The sequence below is a fragment of the Chryseobacterium fluminis genome (assembly GCF_026314945.1).
Taxonomy (GTDB): domain Bacteria; phylum Bacteroidota; class Bacteroidia; order Flavobacteriales; family Weeksellaceae; genus Chryseobacterium; species Chryseobacterium fluminis.
The window spans coordinates 2239902-2258160 of the sequence record NZ_CP111121.1; the positions used below are offsets into that span (position 1 = coordinate 2239902).

The 18259-nt window shown below is 37.8% G+C and carries 15 protein-coding genes and 1 tRNA gene; 13 read left to right on the forward strand and 3 right to left on the reverse strand.

Annotated features, from left to right (window positions below):
- Window positions 1-53 precede the first annotated feature (53 nt).
- The 3 genes from ODZ84_RS10210 to nadA all read left to right on the forward strand — a co-directional run bounded on the left by ODZ84_RS10210 (window position 54) and on the right by nadA (window position 2686).
- Window positions 54-911, forward strand: a complete 858-nt coding sequence (locus ODZ84_RS10210; protein WP_266176949.1) for a YicC family protein — start codon at window positions 54-56, stop codon at window positions 909-911.
- A gap of 84 nt (window positions 912-995) precedes the next feature.
- On the forward strand, window positions 996-1568 hold the full coding sequence (gene gmk, locus ODZ84_RS10215) for a guanylate kinase (RefSeq protein ID WP_266176950.1): 573 nt from the start codon (window positions 996-998) through the stop codon (window positions 1566-1568).
- 98 nt (window positions 1569-1666) lie between these two features.
- Window positions 1667-2686, forward strand: coding sequence for a quinolinate synthase NadA (gene nadA, locus ODZ84_RS10220; protein WP_266176951.1), 1020 nt, complete (start codon window positions 1667-1669; stop codon window positions 2684-2686).
- Window positions 2687-2801: 115 nt separating this feature from the next.
- Here the strand turns inward: nadA and ODZ84_RS10225 are convergent, their stop codons facing one another.
- On the reverse strand, window positions 2802-3002 hold the full coding sequence (locus ODZ84_RS10225) for a hypothetical protein (protein ID WP_266176952.1): 201 nt from the start codon (window positions 3000-3002) through the stop codon (window positions 2802-2804).
- 327 nt (window positions 3003-3329) lie between these two features.
- Here ODZ84_RS10225 and thrA point away from each other — a divergent pair, with 327 nt between their 5' ends.
- The 7 genes from thrA (at window position 3330) to ODZ84_RS10260 (ending at window position 10457) form a co-directional block, all read left to right on the forward strand.
- Window positions 3330-5780: a bifunctional aspartate kinase/homoserine dehydrogenase I gene (gene thrA, locus ODZ84_RS10230; protein WP_266177350.1), complete on the forward strand. Its 2451-nt coding sequence runs from the start codon at window positions 3330-3332 to the stop codon at window positions 5778-5780.
- Between the two features lie 9 nt (window positions 5781-5789).
- On the forward strand, window positions 5790-6713 hold the full coding sequence (locus ODZ84_RS10235; RefSeq protein WP_266176953.1) for a homoserine kinase: 924 nt from the start codon (window positions 5790-5792) through the stop codon (window positions 6711-6713).
- Window positions 6714-6730: 17 nt separating this feature from the next.
- Complete coding sequence (gene thrC, locus ODZ84_RS10240) at window positions 6731-8035, forward strand: threonine synthase (RefSeq protein WP_266176954.1); 1305 nt, start codon at window positions 6731-6733, stop codon at window positions 8033-8035.
- 3 nt (window positions 8036-8038) lie between these two features.
- Window positions 8039-8407, forward strand: coding sequence for a dihydroneopterin aldolase (gene folB / locus ODZ84_RS10245; RefSeq protein ID WP_266176955.1), 369 nt, complete (start codon window positions 8039-8041; stop codon window positions 8405-8407).
- Window positions 8408-8433: 26 nt separating this feature from the next.
- Window positions 8434-9795, forward strand: coding sequence for a DUF4403 family protein (locus ODZ84_RS10250; RefSeq protein WP_266176956.1), 1362 nt, complete (start codon window positions 8434-8436; stop codon window positions 9793-9795).
- A gap of 21 nt (window positions 9796-9816) precedes the next feature.
- Window positions 9817-10317 carry an RDD family protein gene (locus ODZ84_RS10255; RefSeq protein WP_266176957.1) on the forward strand — a complete coding sequence of 167 codons (501 nt, stop codon included), beginning with the start codon at window positions 9817-9819 and terminating at the stop codon, window positions 10315-10317.
- A gap of 69 nt (window positions 10318-10386) precedes the next feature.
- A tRNA-Cys gene (locus tag ODZ84_RS10260) sits at window positions 10387-10457 on the forward strand.
- Window positions 10458-10602: 145 nt separating this feature from the next.
- On the opposite strand, the gene ODZ84_RS10265 is transcribed toward ODZ84_RS10260, so the two are convergent.
- Entirely contained in the window at window positions 10603-10881 is a 279-nt protein-coding gene (locus ODZ84_RS10265) for a DUF3127 domain-containing protein (RefSeq protein ID WP_266176958.1), read from the reverse strand.
- Between the two features lie 176 nt (window positions 10882-11057).
- On the opposite strand from ODZ84_RS10265, the gene ODZ84_RS10270 reads away from it, so the two are divergent.
- The 3 genes from ODZ84_RS10270 (at window position 11058) to ODZ84_RS10280 (ending at window position 13507) form a co-directional block, all read left to right on the forward strand.
- Entirely contained in the window at window positions 11058-11264 is a 207-nt protein-coding gene (locus tag ODZ84_RS10270) for a hypothetical protein (protein ID WP_266176959.1), read from the forward strand.
- Window positions 11265-11748: 484 nt separating this feature from the next.
- On the forward strand, window positions 11749-11910 hold the full coding sequence (locus ODZ84_RS10275) for a hypothetical protein (protein WP_266176960.1): 162 nt from the start codon (window positions 11749-11751) through the stop codon (window positions 11908-11910).
- Window positions 11911-12676: 766 nt separating this feature from the next.
- Window positions 12677-13507: a glycosyltransferase family 2 protein gene (locus ODZ84_RS10280; protein ID WP_266176962.1), complete on the forward strand. Its 831-nt coding sequence runs from the start codon at window positions 12677-12679 to the stop codon at window positions 13505-13507.
- Window positions 13508-13594: 87 nt separating this feature from the next.
- Here the strand turns inward: ODZ84_RS10280 and ODZ84_RS10285 are convergent, their stop codons facing one another.
- Window positions 13595-17389, reverse strand: a complete 3795-nt coding sequence (locus ODZ84_RS10285) for a fibronectin type III domain-containing protein (RefSeq protein ID WP_266176963.1) — start codon at window positions 17387-17389, stop codon at window positions 13595-13597.
- Between the last annotated feature and the right edge of the window lie 870 nt (window positions 17390-18259).

An 18259-nucleotide genomic window follows, 5' to 3' on the forward strand; every position in this document is an offset into this window, starting at 1 on the left:
GTTTAGTTAAACTATAGACTTAAATGTTTATCTTTGTACGACAATAAAAAACTATGATTTTATCAATGACCGGATTCGGCAGAGCCGAAGATGTTTTTGAAGGGAAAAAAATTACAATAGATATCAAATCACTGAACAGCAAAAGCTTTGATTTGAATATCAAAATTCCTTTAAGATACAAAGAAAAAGAATTTGAAGTACGAAAAATTCTTAACGATAGACTCATCCGTGGAAAAGTAGACTGCTACATCAATATAGAGAATCTTGAAGAGACCAATGATGTAAAAATCAATAAAAGCTTAATTGATTCTTATATGAGCGAGCTTCGAACCATCGCTTCTGATGGCCCTGATTTTGAGTATCTTAAAATGGCGGTGAGACTTCCCGATGCGATTACGTCAAGACCGGACGAGTTGTCGGAAGGAGAATGGGAAGCACTGGCAAAAATTGTCCATACAGCAGTAGACCGTTTTGAAGAGTTCAGAAAAGCGGAAGGCAAAATTTTACATGAAGAATTAGAAAGAAATATCCAGAGCATTGATAAGAATCTTTCTGAAGTGATTCCCTTCGAAGAAGAAAGAATTACAGCCGTAAAAGAGCGCTATCAAAAATCTTTGAAAGAATTTGAGAATGTGGACGAAACCCGTTTTTATCAGGAAATGGCCTATTTCACCGAGAAACTGGATATTTCAGAAGAAAAAGTAAGACTTTCCCAGCATCTGAAATATTATAAAGAGGTAATGGATAACGAGGATTTCAACGGAAAGAAACTGGGATTCATTTCTCAGGAAATTGGCCGTGAGATCAATACTTTGGGTTCAAAAGCCAATCATGCCGCTATTCAGAAACTCGTGGTCATGATGAAAGATGATCTGGAAAAAATTAAAGAACAGACCCTAAACGTATTGTAAAAGTTATCAATTATGAATAATGGCTTATAATTGTTTACCAACTTTCAGCTCATCATTCATAACTCATCATTCATAACTAAAAAGATGAATAAAGTTATCATATTTTCAGCGCCGTCTGGAAGCGGAAAAACAACATTAGTAAAACATTCTTTAGAAGTATTTAATAAGCTTCAGTTCTCCATTTCCTGTACGACAAGACAGCCGAGGGGAAATGAAGTTCATGCAGTGGATTATCATTTTCTGAGTCCCGATGAATTCAGACAGAAAATTTCGGAAGATGCTTTTGTAGAATTTGAAGAAGTATATACTGATAAATATTACGGTACTTTAAAATCTGAGGTTGAGCAAATCTGGAACCAGGGTAAAGTCGTTATTTTCGATGTAGATGTGAAAGGCGGAATTTCTTTAAAAAAATATTTTGGAGAACAAGCCTTGTCTATTTTCATTGAACCTCCTTCCATTGAAGAATTGGAACGAAGATTGATTTCCCGAGATACTGATGATGCAGAGACGATCAAAACCCGTTTGGAAAAGGCAGAAGAAGAAATGGCTTATGCTAAAGAATTTGATAAAATCGTCATTAATTCCGATTTAAATCGTGCAAAAGAAGAAATAGAAAGTTTAATAAAAAATTTTATAGAAGAAACAGGAAATTAGAGATCAGAAGTTAATAAAAATGCCGGCCAATTCCGGGGTTAATCTAACTTTAATTTCTAAAATCTAAGTTCTGTAATCACAAAAACATTGAGGCTGATATGAGTACCGAAACATTAGAACAAGCTAAATCTGCGATTCCGGTAAGGGGATTTCTGGATATAAAAAACCTTATTATCCCTGAAGGTGAGGAATTGGTAAAAGCTATTCTTCAACTCAAGGAAGAAAAAAATGCAGTGATTCTGGCGCATTATTACCAGCCGGGAGAAATTCAGGATATCGCCGATTTCCTGGGAGATTCCCTTCAGTTGGCAAGACAGGCAAAAGATACCAATGCAGACATGATTGTATTCTGTGGAGTTCATTTTATGGCGGAAGCGGCTAAAATCTTAAATCCTACAAAAAAAGTAGTGCTTCCCGATACGATGGCCGGATGCTCTTTAGCAGACGGATGTTCAGGAGAAGGATTACGTAAAATGCGCGAACAGTACCCCGATGCTTTAATCGCGACCTACATTAACTGCAATGCGGAAACTAAAGCTGAAAGTGATATCATTGTTACCAGTTCGAATGCTGAAACAGTCATTGAAGCCCTACCGACAGACAGGCCGATTATTTTTGCGCCTGATAAAAATTTGGGACGTTATTTATCTCAAAAAACAGGTCGCGATATGATTCTTTGGGACGGAAGCTGTATCGTACATGAAGCTTTTTCAATGGAGAGAATTGCAAAACAGCTGGCAGATAACCCGGATGCAAAATTAATTGCCCATCCTGAAAGTGAAGAATCTGTTTTAAAACTGGCTCATTACATTGGTTCTACCTCAGCTCTTCTTAATTTCGTAGAGCAGGATGACTGCCAGAGATTCATCATTGCAACAGAAGAAGGAATTCTTCACGAAATGAAAAAACGTGCGCCTCATAAAGAACTGATCCCTGCTTTGGTTTTCGACGAAAGCTGTAACTGCTCAGAATGTTTCTATATGAAACGAAATACCATGCAGAAATTATACTTATGCATGAAATATGAGCTCCCGGAAATCTTGATCGATGAAGAACTCCGGTTAAGAGCATTAAAACCTATTGAAGCGATGCTTGACTTATCGAAAAGTATAAAATAAACCAAAAGCACTGTGAAAACAGTGCTTTTATTATTTGAAATAAGGGTATAGGAATTTTCATTCTCAGTCAGCGGTTGCTTTTTAGCCTTTAATTTTTAAAAATGTTTGTTTATGTTTATAAATCAACCGGAGTAGGAACATAACATTCCGTATTGATAAGAACACAGTTTCTGCAGGCCGCCGACAGGGCCCAATATTCATCACAGGTATAGGTATCATTAGGGCTTGGGCATTTGCTGCAGGCTGAATCTGAAAGAGTTCCTGCTCCATTAATCTGTTCTAAACTTCTTCTGTTTAATTTTTTAAATTTTTTCATAATAATTTGATTTAGTTTCTTTTATAAATGTACTATAATTTTTGATAAGTCATATATACTGAAAGAAAATATTTATTCACTTGAATGTAATATTAAAAAATTCTTTGTACATTTGAATAAGTAACAATGAATTTTCTAAGAAACATATCTGATATTTCCACTCCGAAGTTTTCTATTTCGGAAGTATCATTTGTTTCCATTATTATTACTACAACTACTACCACGACCCCATAACGGGGTATATTTTCACATATTATTTCCGGCACCTGTGCTCTTTTTTTAAAGGGTAAAAAATCCTATTATTCCTTAATTTAAAAATCATAAATGATGAAAGTCCTGAAATTCGGCGGTACCTCAGTCGCCAACGCAGAAAATATTATAAAAGTTGAAAATATTATAAAAAAAGAATCTTCAACTGATCAGCTGGTGGTAGTAGTGTCCGCTTTACACGGAGTGACAGACGCTTTAATAAAATCGGCGGAAAATGCTTCCAAAAGCGATGAAAGTTATATTGAACTTATTAAAAATTTAGAAAAAAAACATTTAAATATCGTCAAAGAGCTCATCCCTGTAACCGACCAGAGTTCATGGCTGAGTTTTGTTAAAAAACACTTTAATGATATTGAAGACATTTGCCATGGGATATTTGTTTTAGGCGAATTTACCGGGAAAATTAAAGACAGGCTGACTTCTTACGGAGAATTTCTTTCTTCACATATTATTGCCGCCCGGCTACATTCGCAAGGACTGGATTGTGTGTGGATGGACACGGCAGATCATATTAGAACCAATGATCACTTTACAAACGCCAAAGTAAATTTTAAAATTACAGAAACAAACCTTTGTCAGTTTTTTAATGAAAACAAAAATCAGATTATCGTTGGGCCCGGATTTATCGGCAAAGACGAAAAAGGAAATGCCACGACTTTAGGAAGAGGAGGATCAGATTATACAGCTTCTATTATTGCGGCTTCGCTGCATGCTGAAGAACTCCAGATCTGGACCGATGTCAGCGGGATGATGACTGCAGATCCGAGGCTGGTTTCCGATGCAAAGCCTATTTCGGAACTCTCTTACCAGGAAGCCATGGAACTTTCCCATTTTGGGGCAAAGGTTTTATACCCGCCAACGATACAGCCGGTCATGATCAACAATATCGATCTTCATATTAAAAATACTTTTGATCCGGAAGCGTCCGGAACTCTGATTTCTCATGCTTTGGTAAAACCGGATACTGAACGGCAACAGATCGCTGTAGGTATTTCGAATATGTCAGAAATTGCACTGCTTACTCTTGAAGGAAGCGGAATGGTAGGCATCCCCGGAATCTCAGCAAAATTATTTCAATGCCTGAGTCATGAAAAAATTAATGTAATTCTGATTACCCAAAGCTCATCGGAGCATTCTATTACCATTGCCATCAATGAAAAAGATATTATAAATGCCGAAGATGCGATCAACATCTCATTTGAGGATGATTTACAATTGAAAAGAATCTCACCTGTAAAAATAGAATCGGGACTTTCTATTGTAGCATTAGTAGGAGAAAACATGAAAAACAAAAGTGGCGTGAGTGCAAAAATGTTTGGATGTTTGGGAAACAACGGCATCAACATCAGAGCTATTGCTCAGGGGTCTTCAGAAAGGAATATCAGTATCGTCATATCAGATAAGGATATTAAAAAGGCTGTGAATGTCCTTCATGAAGAATTTTTTGAGTCTGAGATCAAGCAGGTACATCTTTACATCTGCGGAACCGGAAATGTTGGTTCGAAACTGATCCGGCAGATCTTTGACCAGAATAAATACCTTAACGAACATCTTTTGATCAATCTGAGAATTGCCGGATTATCCAACAGCCGCAGGATGATTTTTTCAGACAGAGGAATTTCCGAAACGGAGTATGATCAATGGACTGAGAACAGTCAGGAATCTTCTGTTGAGAAATTCGCTGAGGAAATTATTACCCGTAATCTGAGAAATTCCGTTTTTGTGGATATTACAGCAAGTTCGGAGGTGGTAAAAATCTATGAAGACCTCCTTAAAAAGAGCATAAGTATCATTGCCTGTAATAAAATTGCAGCATCTTCTGAATTTGAAAAATATAAAATTTTAAAAAATACCGCCCGGAATCACAGCTGCAAATTTTTCTTTGAAACCAACGTCGGGGCCGGACTTCCCGTTATCGGAACAATCAATGATCTGATAAGAAGCGGAGACGCGGTTACTTCTATAAAAGCAGTATTAAGCGGTACGTTAAATTTCGTGTTCAATACCTATGATGGAAATAAAACTTTTTCAGAAGTCGTTGCTCTTGCTCAGCAGGAAGGGTTTACAGAGCCGGATCCCCGATTAGATCTTGCCGGAACCGATGTGGCCCGAAAAATATTAATCCTGGCCAGAGAGTCCGGCTACGATCTGGAATTTAGTGACATTGAAAACATAAGCTTTCTTCCGGAAGAATGTATGAAGGGAAGCGTTGAAGACTTCTACAAGGCATTAACCCGATATGAAGACCATTTTAAGAATTTATTTTTCAAGGCGAAGCGTGATCATAAAATCTTAAAATACGTCGCAGAATTTGAAAACGGAAAAGCCAGAGTGGGATTACAGCATATTGCTCCCGAAAGTGACCTGTATCATCTTTACGGAAAAGATAATATTGTCATTCTGAAAACTTCAAGATATTCTGAGCAGCCTTTAGTCGTAAAAGGTGCCGGCGCAGGGGCTGAAGTAACCGCAAGCGGAGTTTTTGCTGATATCGTACGTTCAATTTAAAAAACACTTATGAAAAATATAAAAATTAAAGTTCCTGCAACGGTTGCCAATCTGGTTTGTGGTTTTGATATTTTGGGCATGGCCATTCATCAGCCTTATGATGAAATGGAGCTGAGGATAACCGATCAGTCCGGAATAATGATCCGGCATACCGACGATTTCAACCTCCCTGAGGAGCCATCAGAAAATGTGGCCGGTGTCGTTTTACAGAAAATGATTGAGGAACTTGATCTGAAAAACGGCTTTGAAGTCATTATCCATAAAAATATAAAACCCGGCAGTGGTCTTGGTTCCAGTGCTGCCAGTGCTGCAGGAGCTGCCTTTGGCGCCAATGCATTGTTAGGAAATCCGCTGTCGAAGGATCAGCTCGTTCATTTTGCCATGTTTGGAGAGGAGCTGGCTTCCGGTGTACGCCATGCAGATAATATTGCACCTATTATTTATGGTGGGATTGCTTTAGTGAAATCCTCCTGTCCTGTTGATATTATTCCCCTGAACAGTCCCGATTTATTTACAGTCGCAGTACATCCCCAGGTGGAAGTAAAGACCTCGGACGCAAGACAGATTTTGAGGAAAAGTATTTTGCTGAAAGATGCGGTGGAGCAATGGGGAAATATAGCAGGTCTGATCGCTGGGATCGAAAAAAATGATTTTAATCTGATCGGAAGGAGCTTACATGATATCATTATAGAACCTGTCCGAAGTATTCTGATTCCGCAATTTGATATCATAAAAAGAGAAAGTCTGAAACTGGGAGCTTTGGGAGGGGGAATTTCCGGTTCGGGACCGTCTGTTTTTATGCTGACCGAAAAAGAAGAGACGGCACATCAAATTGCGAGGATGATGAAAGAAAAATATGATGAAACCGGCATCGAAAGTTTTGTTTACGTATCCAGGATCAATCCGGCCGGAATTCAGATCATCGAAAATTAACTCTTAAAAAAACATAAATGAATTATTATAATTTAAAAGATAAAGAAGAAGTCGTAGATTTTAAAACAGCTACGATAAAAGGACAGGGACGCGAAAAAGGCTTATTCTTTCCGTCAACTATCCCAAGGCTTGACGAGGATTTCATCAGAAATTTATCTTATTTAACAGATGAGGAAATTGCTTTTCAGTGTATGAAAGATTTTGTAGGCGGATCCATTCCTGCGGACGAGCTTAAAAAAATCATTTCGGAGACCATCAGTTTCGATATTCCGCTACATCAAATTAATGCTCAGATTTCTGTTCTGGAACTTTTTCATGGCCCTACCCTGGCGTTCAAAGATATCGGTGCCAAATTTATGAGTGGCTGTCTGTCTTATTTTCTGAAAGATGAAAACAGAAAAGTCACCGTTTTAGTAGCCACTTCCGGAGATACAGGAGGAGCCGTCGCCCATGGTTTTTACAAAGCTAAAAATATTGATGTTGTTATCCTGTATCCTAAAAACAGGGTCAGCTTTGTGCAGGAAAAGCAGCTGACAACCCTGGGTGAAAATATCTATGCTTTAGAGGTAAACGGCAGCTTTGACAACTGTCAGGATCTGGTTAAGCAAGCCTTTAGTGATGAGGAGATCAATGCACAGCTGTTTTTGACTTCTGCCAATTCTATTAACGTAGCACGGTGGCTTCCCCAGCAGATTTATTATCTGCTGGCATTAAAACAATGGCAAAAAACTGAGAATGAAAAACCCGTTATCTGTGTTCCGAGTGGAAATTTCGGAAATATCTGCGCCGGTCTTCTGGCTCATTTTCGAGGGATGCCTGCAGAACATTTTATAGCGGCCTGTAATGAAAATGATGGCTTCCCGAAGTATTTAAAAACACAAAAGATGACTGTTCAAAAAACTGTGCCTACCCTATCCAATGCTATGGATGTAGGGAATCCGAGCAATTTTGTGAGAATTTCGGAACTTTTCGGAAATCAGTTTGGTGCCGTTAAACATAAAATTTCCGGGTATTCTGTGGATGATGAGAAAACGATGGAAACAATAAAGAACGTATACCTGAAATACAATTATATGCTCGACCCTCATACTGCTGTGGCCTTTGCTTCTTTGGAACAGTATCTTACTGAATATCCTGATAAAAAAGGCTTTGTATTAGGAACAGCTCATCCCGTTAAATTCCCTGATCCGGTAGAGAAAGCGACGAAAGCCAAAGTAGAAATTCCGGACTCCCTGCAGGATTTAATAAAAAGAGAGAAAAAAACTGTGGAAATAAATTCTGATTTTGAAGAATTAAGGCGATTTTTGCTTAATAAAAATTAAACAATGAGTACAATTTATCTTGAAGATCTTAAAATATATGCCTACCATGGGGTGCTGCCTGAAGAGAACCTGATCGGAACGTATTATATTCTTAATGTCGAGGTTCACACCGATCTCTGGAAAGCATCCGAATCAGATGATCTCAATGATACCATAAGCTATGCCGACATCAATGAAATTATTCATAGCGAAATGAAAATTAAGTCTAAACTGCTGGAACATGTAGCCGGAAGGATTATATCAAAAATCCACGAAAATTTTTCTCAGATCGACTATATCAAACTTAAAATCACCAAAACGGCTCCCCCAATGAAAGGGGAAATGAAAGGAGCCAGTATTGAACTGGAAAAAAGCTTTAAACCACAAAATTAATTTTTCTTATCTACAAAATCATACCATTGAAATTCCTAACCTTATTATTTTTATCAGCATTCCTCAATATTTTCGGACAGAATGTGGATAACCGATTGGAGACTTACAGTTTTCCGAAGATCAAATCCAGTCTTACGATGCCAGTAACGATTCCGCTTTCAGAAGTGAGTAATCTGATTAATGCCTCTGTAAAAGAACTGGTTTATCAGGATGATTCTTATACCGATAACAATAATGATCAGTTTAAAGTTAAAGTCTGGAAAACCCGTCCGATCCGGTTGGTAGGTGGTACCCATCAAAACATCCTGATTGAAGTGCCTTTGAGAATCTGGGCTGAAAAAGGAATCGGTACCCTGGGAATTTATACATACCAGAATACCACTTTTGAAACGGTGATGTCTTTTAATGCCTCTCTGAACTTTAAGAATAACTGGACGATTGTTACCAACACACAGCCGAATGGTTTCAGATGGGTCACAAAACCGGTACTGGATTATGGGAAGATAAAGATCCCGATCACTTCACTGGTTGAAAAAAGCTTAAAGGAACAGCAGGAAAAATTTTCTAAGACGATAGATCAGCAACTCTCCGCCCAACTAAATTTTCAGCAGTATGCCGTTATGGCGTGGAATGTCTTTTCACAGCCTTTCCATATTTCTGAAGAATACAATACATGGCTTAAGATAACCCCTGTAACCATTAATTTTGCTCCGTTAAAATTTTATGGAAACCAGATTGATACCACCATCGGCATTGATGCCTATTCGGAAACGTTTACAGGAAGTAAACCCGCTGCATCTTCTCTGATTACTTCACCAGCCCATTTTAACTACAGCTCCAATCTCGGAGACACTTTTTCACTTCAGACAACAGCCAATATTCCCTACACAGAAGCCAGTGCGATTGCAAGAAACATGTTTCTGAATAAAGAATATGAGATGCAGGGTTCAAAGGTGAAAATTAAAGATATCCGGGTATATGGGGTGGATAACCGGATTATGATTGAAGCCAATACAGAAGGGTACGTAAAAGGCACTGTTTTTATTTCCGGAATTCCTGTATATGATGATGCAAAGAAGAAGATCGTTTTATCCGATACCAAATTTAAACTGAAGACAGCCAATATTTTACAAAAGACCGCAACACTGCTGTTCAGAGGGAAAATTGTAAAAATGATTGAAGAGGAATACGGCATCCCGACCCAGGATTTCGTAAACGCATCCAAGAAGAGCATTGAAGAAGCATTTAACAAAGAATATTATAAGGGGTTAAAGATGAACGGTACGGTCTACATCCTTAAACCGTCCAATATTCTGTTAAATAATACCGGAATCACAGCCGTCATCAGTACCAGTGCAAGTTTAAAATTATCCGTAAGCGGAATCTAAAATAAAACAATATACGATACCATGAAAATATATCTGCGAATTATTGAAAGACACAAAGTTTCCCTGTGGGCACGGTTTGCTCACCTTCTGATCGATAGAGCTGTCATTGTTTTGCTTTTCCTATTTTATGGGGTTTTTTCGTCTTTTGCCTATCAGTTTTTAAATACGACCATTTTCATGGAGAGCATAAATAAAATGTCCCAGATGAACAGGTTTGAAGATATTCTTATTACCTCTTTTGTATATTTTCTGTATACCCTCCTGATGGAATATTTCACCAAAGGAAAAACGATAGGGAAATATATTACAGGATCGAGAGTTGTCTCAACCGACGGTACGGATCCTTCTTTTAATCAGTATCTGATCAGGAATATCGCAAGACTTGTTCCTTTTGAGCCTTTTTCTTTTTTCACAGAAGACGGATGGCATGACCGCTGGAGTGATACCCGGGTCATTAATATGAAAAATTATCTCGCTGAAAAACAGGCAAAAGACGATATAAACAGCATCGGCAGTAAATAAATTTGTCCGAAAATTTTTTTTGACTCATATATTTTGCTATATTTGCACACCTCAAAAATGGTAAATCATGGTACTTTGGCCGAGTGGCTAGGCAGTGGTCTGCAACACCATCTACAGCGGTTCGAATCCGCTAGGTACCTCTTAATCAACCCTAATGATCTTATTTAAGTGATTTAGGGTTTTTTATTTACCTCTGTTCTATATTTTCCCGATGATGCACTTAAATCAGTAGTTACAATTTTTAAATTAGAATGAAAAATATTTTCCTGAACTGTTTACTTTTAATTAACCGGACGTTCTGACTATTTTCCACGCCACAATGGAATTAAAATATTTGGTATCCCCTTGTGGAGACACCCATTCTCTCCCCAGAATATTAATTCCGACCAATGCCCTGTCACCTTCCCTGAAAGGATCGAGGATGTCTATTCTTGACGAATGCAATTCTATACTTACTGATTGCGGATATTGTTCCTCTGTTACAAGAACGAACTCCCTTTTTTGAAAGCCCGAGCCGAATGTCTGAACTTTACCTATTTTCTTTATGGTTCCTGTTATTTCCATTGCTGCAAAATTAATATAATTATAAAGGTTATTAGATCTTGATATGCAAAAATCTTTAAACCAATATTTTATTGCATCACAACTCTTTTATTCACCTATTCCGAAATTAACAGTTATTTTTTTATGTTAAATTATTTATTCAGGTATTGTTGTTATCTTTCCGGTGAAATTAAAAAATGATAACCATGAAAAAATTAAAAAGAGAACAGTTAAAAGCGATTATCGCAGGAGGTGGTATTGGTGTTGACACAGGTATTGAACCAACAGAGCCGACAGGACCGGCTTGCGGAGGATCACAATGCCCTAATAATGATTACATCTGCTGTTACCATCCTACAGGAAATTACTGCGTGACCACGCACTGTGATTATAAGCCGCTTTAAAAGGGACTTACATTTCCCACATTATAAATTATTTCTCAGCATCTGAGATAAAAAAATCCTCAGCTTACACTGAGGATTAAATGAAAAAATTAATATTTTGTGGTGTGGTTTCGATTTAAAATATTCCCGGACTCACCCGGGAATATTTGATTTTCCTTTGTGTTTATTTTTAATAGTCGAATATCTATATTCAAGTAATATGCCACAAATAGGGAAATTTTATTTATTTAAATAAAAATAAAATTACAATATTATTTAAAATCATAAAAACTCATTCATTTTTTACATTTTAATTTGTTATTTCCGAAAAATAATATTAATACTATAAATCACACTATTTTATAGATATTAAAAAATTACTATAATCTATTTATTTAAATTAAAATATTTATACAAAATAATATATTTTGATTTATTTTATTATGTTAAATAAAAATAAGCTTATAAATATTATATTTGTACTGTTTTAAACAATAATAATATCATGAAAAAATTAAAAAGAGATCAGCTGAAAAAGACTTTCGCCGGGAAAATACTTCCCGATCCGATAGGACCAGCATGTGGAGGATCCCAGTGTCCTGATGATAACTACAGATGTTGTTACCATCCTGTCGGAAATTACTGCAGTACTACAGCTTGTACCTAATAAAATTAACCCTCTCTCCAGAGGGTTTTTTCTTATCAAGTCTATATTGACAATATATTATTTGGAAAAAATAAAAAATCCCCGGACTACTCCGAGGATAAAAACTAATAACCATGAAAACTCAAATTAAACATGAGTTACTTTCTTATATTGAAATATTGTGCCAAGAATCGGGATTAATTTCATTTTAACTATATTTTAATATTCAAAACAGTACAGCATCAACCTGGAATGAAATTATAAATAACTGCATATTAGCTCAAAGAAGAATGCATATCTCAGAAAATAATAAAAACGATCAATATAACATTAAGAAAAATTAAGAAGTAATTCTTATACAGAAGCTCATCTGCAACGATGGTAGACTCAGTTTGTATATTAGCAATTCGTCTCCGATACAAAGTCACCACACTCCCGATAACTCAATTACAAAGTGAATAGGCAGTGATCATTTTTATTCAAACGATATTTAATGGGAACTGAAGCGAGACGGCAATTTTACTTTATGTGATAAAACGATCACTTTTAAGATGAATATTTATGATACATAGACCTCAGCCCCATAAAATAACACCTCTACCTAATTAATATTCACCATACGGAGAACTAATAAGACTGCGTAATTTATTAAAAACAGATTTTCAACATATTATCTATTTTTTACCTCTATATTTTAGTTAAAATTGAATAATTAACAAAAATATATCGTTTATTTAATCAAAACACTATTATTTTTTTATACCTTTAAATCATAATTCTGTTTAAAGTGAATAAAATATCCATCCTCATTGCCAATTATAACAACGGCAGATACTTCAAAGAATGTTATGATTCCATTATCAGCCAGACCTGGCACAGCTGGGAAGTGATCATTGTGGATGATGCTTCAACAGATAATTCCATAGAGATTATTAATGAAATCATTAATAAAGATACAAGGTTTAAACTATACCAAAATTCTTCAAATAAGGGGTGTGGGTATACAAAAAGAAAATGTGCCGAACTTGCCACAGGAGAATATTACGCTTATTTAGATCCTGACGATGCTCTCTTTCCACACGCTTTGGAATGGTCTGTGGAAGAACTGGAAGATAATGACAAAATAATAGCCACTTATTCGCAGCTGATATTTTGCGATGAACATCTGAATCCGAAAAACATCTTCAACAAAATAAAACAGGTTCATAACAATAAGTATTTCTTTAACTGCCCCATTCAGATTTCTGCTTTTTTTGTATTTAAAAGAAGTGCATATTTAAAAACGGAAGGAATTAATCCTGAGCTGACAACTGCTGTAGACCAGGATCTGTATCTTAAACTTCTGGAAGTGGGTGATGCTTTATTTATTAAGGAGCCCTTATACAAATATCGACTTCACGCTAACGGAATCTCCCAATCCACCTCTAAACAGAAAGCGAAGGATTCATTCTCCCGGGTGATTTACGAAGCCATGAAGAGAAGGGGAATTCAGGAAATAAACAAAAAACCGGTCCCTCAAACCTATACTGATGCCGAGGAGATTTATAAACTTCTGGAATACCAGACAGGAATATTGTACCGATTAAAAACTAAAGCAACGCTGTTTCTAACCATGTAAGATGTCCAGTTTAATTTGTATTGTGAACCTTATCATAAAAAAATAGCTCTCAGAAATGAGAGCTATTTTTTTATGATAACGTACTGTTTATTCTTTGATAAATTTTTTCTGTGCAGTACCTTCCGCATCTTCAATGTCTATAACATAGACACCATTCGTCAGTGCATGTACATCAATTTTATTATTTAAGATAATTCCGTTAGAGACCAATTGACCTGCAGCATTGTAGATCTTATAATTAGCTCTCTTACTGATATTCTTAACATTCAGAATTGTTTTAACCGGATTCGGATAAATCGTTATCTCATCCTGGTTAACTGTATTGGACAGTGGCTGTTTAGAAATTCTTACCGTATAATCTTCAACTTCTCCGTTGTCAAAACTTGTACAGTTTACAGGTATACCGTCTCTCTGCATGGCTACTCTCATTACAACATATTTATAATCTGTCATACTGATGAATGCATCGGTAGGCACGCTGAATGTTCCTGTAACCGGAGTTGTGGTATTAGGCGATGAAACCATAACTCTTTCATCAATATCAAAGCTTCCGTTTCTGTTAAAATCAATCCATACCGCAATTCCCTCTTTGTTGTTTGTGCCCACCCATGATTTTTCAATCGTAATTTCATTACCTGTGGAACCTTGGACTAATTCAATGAACTTAGACGGAACTCCAGTATAATCGGTATAGGTGGAAGCACCTGATGTATTAGTCATTTCCGGTCTACCATTTGGCTTCACAGAAACTTTCGAAATGAACTCGTCTCCCGAATTATTTGAAGACATCTGGCAGTACATCACTGTCGGGGTAGTAAATACATAAGGTAAGGTATAAGTTCCCGGTGTACCACTACAAACATTCGCGACCATCATTTCATATTGGGTAAGCTCCTGCAAACCGGTAATTGTATAGGTATTGGTATTAACAGCTACCGTTGTCCAGCTTGGAATCCCCACTTTTCTGTATCTGATCAGGTAAGTAGCTCCTGGGAACGGATCCCACACCACAACAGCAGTTGTCGTTGTAAGGTTGGTAATCGTTAATCCCGGAGGAGGAAGATCACACGTTCTTTCGGTGGTAAATACTTTTGGATTAGACCATGGGTTCAGCGTAGTAGATCCGTCACACTTGTTAGCAATCTGCACTTCATAGGAAGTATAGACGCTTAAACCGCTAAGAAGATAGGTATTGGCCGGAGCAGCCGGTAAGTTGATATCTGCACTCCATCCTGCATTGCCGCTTCCTACGACTCTGTATCTCATTACATATGATGAACTCGCCGCAAGAGGAGTCCAGGATATTAATGCAGACGTTGTGGTAATATTAGTTGCATTAACATTTGGAGGTGTAGGGTCACATTTCGTTGTAAACTCATTATGAGAGTACAAACCTGGAGTTGTATTACAAACTGCAGCTACCTCAACTTCATATAGTGTTGCCGGCAGAAGGTTTGCCAGATTGGTTGTATTCGTTGCCGTAGGATAAGGAGCAGTAGCTACATTTACAGTCTGCCACGCTGCTCCGCTGCCTACAGGTCTGTATCTTACAATATAAGAGGCGCCGCCCAGATCCTGTCCCCAGGTAACCGTAGCCGAATTATGTGTCACAGCACTCACAGTAACAGTAGGAGTCGCATTGTTACAGATCAGTATTTTTACGTTATCAATAGCGGCCGGCGGCTGAGTTCCTCCGGATCCGTCATTTCTCCATTCAAATACGAGACGCATGGTCTGTCCTGCAAAACTGCTGATATTTAAATTCGGGTTAAGATAAGTTTGCCAGGTACCCTGTTGATTATAAGTAGTTCCCAACTGGATTCTCCCTGTTCCTGCGGTAATCAGTGTTCCGGAAGTCGGGGTAAAAGAAACCGGTACCAACCATACTTTTAAATAATCAAAGCTGGATTCACCATCTGCCTTCCAGTCGAAAGATAAGGTGGCAATCGTAGTTCCTGCAGGAACCGTTACATCTCTGTAAGCATGAACCGTACTGATTGCCGAAGAAATTGTGTAAGCGTTGGTGGTTCCGTTATCATTAGAGATATAGATGGATTTTCCGGTATTTCCGGTGGCTGCACCGTAGAACCATTTATTAACCTGAGTTCCGTTTGTAAAACTAAAATCATTGATTGTGGTAAAATCCTGAACATACGGGATCGTTGCCGGAATCTGTCCGGTTGTAAAGCTAGGACCTGCCACCCAGAAACTCCTGTCTGTACCTACACACACGGAACGTACCCACCAGAAATAGTTAGTGTTCGGCGCTAAGGTAGAGACCACAACAGATGTCCCCGCTGGAACCGCTGTGCCTACCGTAGCAGCAGTTGGTGGGGTATTAGTGGTAGTAAGATAGTACTGATACCCACTTGCAGGTGCAGGAGTAGGTGCTGTCCAGCCTAAAGTGGCAGTATTCGTACCGATCGCAGAAACAGCCAAAGCAGAAGGCACCTTACAGGTGGGTATGGTCAGACTGATATTATCAATAGCTCCAGGAGGCTGTGTACCACCCGACCCGTCATTTTTCCATTCGAAAACAAGACGCATGGTCTGCCCTGCAAAACTGCTTAGATTTAAAGTCGTATTCAGATAATTCTGCCACGCAGTCTGCTGATTAAAGTTTCCTCCGACCTGAATTCTTCCGGCACCAGCCGTAATCTGAGTTCCTGCAGTAGGCAAATAACTTGTTGGAACCAGCCAGACTCTGATAAAGTCGAATGAACTTTCACCATCACCCTTCCAGTCAAAAGATAACGCTGCATCAGTAGTCCCTGCAGGAATTATAATATCTCTGAATGCATGAACACTACTGGTTGAATTTATGGTATAGACATTCGCTACTCCATTATTATTTGAAATATAAAGTGCCTGAGCAGGATTGCCTGTTGCTGTTCCTCTGAACCATTTGTTGGTCTGAGTTCCATTGGCAAGCTCAAGATCGTTCCCTACCGTAAAATCCTGAGTGTAAGGTATCGTAGCCGGAACCTGAGTCGTGGTAAAGCTTGGTCCTGGCAACCAGATACTCTTATCTGTTCCCCCGCAAGAAGAACGTACCCACCAGTAATACGTGGTAAGTGATGCTAAACCTCCGAGTGTTGCCGATGTTCCTGCTACCGGTGTTCCTGTGGTAGCAGCAGTAGGTGCTGTATTGGTTGTACTTAGATAATACTCATATCCATTTCCAGGTGTCGGTGCAGGTGCTGTCCAGCTTAAAGTAGCCGAGTTAGTTCCAGCAGCAGATGCCGCCATCGCAGAAGGAGGAATACAGGAAGGAACCGTTATATTGATATTATCAATAGCAGCAGCAGGCTGTGTTCCTCCTGAGCTATCGTTTCTCCACTCAAATACCAAACGCATATTGGTGCCTGCAAAGCTGCTGACATTTAACGTAGGATTGATATAATTTTGCCAGGTATTTTGCAAATTAAAATTACCGCCCACCTGAATTCTCCCGGTACCGGCTGTAATCAAAGTACCGGCAGTGGGTGTAAAGGTCGAAGGCACCAGCCACACTTTAAAATAATCCCAAAAAGTAGTAGTCCCCTCTCCTCCTGATTTCCAATCAAATGAGAAATTAACCATGGTAACCCCTGCAGGAATGGCAATATCTCTGTATGCCTGAACAGTGCTGGTCGTATTAACATTATAGTCATTGTTCACCCCATTGTTGCTGGACACATAAATAGATCCTGCGGGGTTTCCGGTAAATGTACCGTAAGCCCATTTGTTGGTCTGCGTACCATTTACAAACGTAAAATCATTCGCTGCCGAAAAATCTTGCGTATAAGGCATGGTCGCAGGTGCCTGACCGTAAACCACGGGTATGACCCCGAAGTTAATCAAACACAGAAGAAGTACTAAAAACGTAGAAATTTTCTTCATAAGTTATTATTATTTATATTAATCGTGCAAATCTAAACTGTTTTTTAATAATATATGGCATACATTACCATGTTTTTTATAGAATTTTGAATGTGCTATTGTTCCAATTCCAAATGATTAGCCAACTGTTTATCCTTACTATTTCAGCAGATGATAAATGTAATAACATCAGAATTATAACTTCTATTTTTAAATTTTATTATTCAGAAAGCAGTAATTAACATTTACCAGCCCTTTAAATACGTGGTTATGAATAATTAAAGCTTTTTATGAAAGATACAATAATTATTACTGAAGTTGTTTAAACTTCAAGAAAAAAGAGTTCCGAGAAAATTAGCAATTTTAGATCGTAATGTAAAACACTAAGAATCTGGAACTCATTAGCAAAAATACAAGAGAGAAATGGATTTTACCATCTAAGCAGAGGGAGAAGAGGATTTTCTATGAAGTTTGACTTGGTAAAAATAATTCAGATCATTATAAAACGGCTGAAAACCGGTTACCAATAGCGGAAACTTTCGTTAAAGGACAATTTCGGGGAATAAAATACCGCATAATCAAGTGTTTAAAAAAGCTTTGGATTTTCTTTGTATTTTGCGTATTTTGCTACAGACAACCACAAGAAGGGATTCGTGCGGTAGCGGGGAAGGGATTCATGCGGTGGTGTGTGGTATTACTGTCTCCTATCTCACCTTAGGTATACTTTAGAAAGTTTAAAAAAATACCGCAAAATTAAGTGTACCTCAGAAGAAAATCAAAGATTTTCAAAAAACTTACGTGTACTTCTTTTGCGTAAAATATATTACTTTAATTATCTTAAGTGTTTAGAAATCTTTCGGATTTCCTTTGTGATAATAGAAAAGTTTAAAC